Origin of the sequence: Dietzia sp. SYD-A1 (assembly GCF_015356725.1) — a bacterium.
In the GTDB taxonomy this organism is placed as follows: domain Bacteria; phylum Actinomycetota; class Actinomycetes; order Mycobacteriales; family Mycobacteriaceae; genus Dietzia.
On the sequence record NZ_JADDKI010000588.1, the window covers coordinates 1 to 1,176 of the forward strand.

Below are 1,176 nucleotides of genomic sequence, written 5' to 3' on the forward strand. Positions count from 1 at the left end.
CGCGGCGCCCGTGCGGCCGCGGACGTCACGGAGGGTGCGGGAGCAGTCGGCGATCATCGCCGGTGCGCGGCCGAACGTCATGGGGACGACGACGACGAGCGCGCCCGACTCCACCTCCGCCGTCACCAGGTCGTGCAGTTCACGCCCTGGGGCGGCGGACGGGATCCCGAGATCGGGCATCTTCTCGGACTCCGGACCCCGCGCCACGACGACCCGGGCGGTGGCCGGGTCGGTGTGTGGGTGCGCATGGTCGTGCACAGGTCCATGGTCGTGCACAGCTCCATGGTCGTGCACAGGTCCATGGTCGTGCACGGTGGCGCGGGCGGTCATGCCTGCTGCTCCACCGGGCCGACGGGATCGTGGACGGTCACCAATTTGGAACCGTCGGGGAAGGTGGCCTCGACCTGGATCATCGGTAGCCGCTCCACCACCCCGGCCATGACCTGCCCGGCGTCCAGGACCCGACGCCCCAGGTCCATGCACTCGGCGACGGTGCGTCCGTCGCGGGCGTGCTCGACGATCTCCCACGAGATGAGCGCGGTGGCCTCCGGGACATTGAGCAGCACGCCGCGGTCGAGTCTCCGGCGGGCCACCTCCGCCGCGGTGAACAGGGTGAGTTTGTCCAGTTCGCGGGGGGTGAGCTTCATCGGCGGGTCCTCTCGTGCTCGGAGCGTCGGCGCGCCGGGGCGTGTCGATCACGCTAATACCACCGTGTGTCGGCCGTGTAACACCGCTGCCGAGGACCGCTCCCACCCCTGTCGCCGAGCGCCTGAACGTCCCTGACCTGCGGTGCCCTGCGGAGGGCGAGCAGGGCACCGCTGTTCAGGGGGCACCGCTGTTCAGAGGGAGCGCATTCGGCGACGGCCCGGGGCAGCACCGGCCACACCCGGCCACAGGTTCGGCGGCCGATTGTTACGGCACGTTACGACTGCCGCGTCGCCATCGCTCCGCGTCCCGCCCGCTGCCATCATGAATCGATGCCCCAGAACATCGCCGGGACGACCGCGACCGACGACCCCGCCGTGGGTGACTTCGACACCGCCTCCGCGGACAACCTGCTGCCCGTGCTCACGGAGTTGTCGGGATCTGCCGAATGGGCACGGGCGGTACTGGACGGTCGGCCATACCGCTCGCGCGCGGCCCTGCACTCCGCGGCCCGACGGGTGCTCGCCGGGC

At 71.3% G+C, this 1,176-nt stretch carries 2 protein-coding genes and 1 pseudogene; 1 reads left to right on the plus strand and 2 read right to left on the minus strand.

From position 1 onward, the window contains the following. Together IY392_RS17350 and IY392_RS17355 are read right to left on the minus strand one after the other, a co-directional pair. Positions 1–258 (minus strand): hypothetical protein (locus IY392_RS17350; protein WP_228549579.1); only part of this gene is annotated, 258 nt, incomplete at its 3' end. A gap of 68 nt (positions 259–326) precedes the next feature. Then, entirely contained in the window at positions 327–647 is a 321-nt protein-coding gene (locus tag IY392_RS17355; RefSeq protein WP_017837974.1) for an urease subunit gamma, read from the minus strand. A 330-nt stretch (positions 648–977) separates the two neighbouring features. Here IY392_RS17355 and IY392_RS17360 point away from each other — a divergent pair. Beyond that, a pseudogene (locus IY392_RS17360) lies at positions 978–1,176 on the plus strand (hypothetical protein); the annotation flags it as partial.

Coding starts and splice junctions, on each gene's coding strand:
- IY392_RS17355 (WP_017837974.1), bottom strand. CDS start 647: ATGAAGCTCACCCCCCGCGAACTGGACAAACTCACCCTGTTCACCGCG.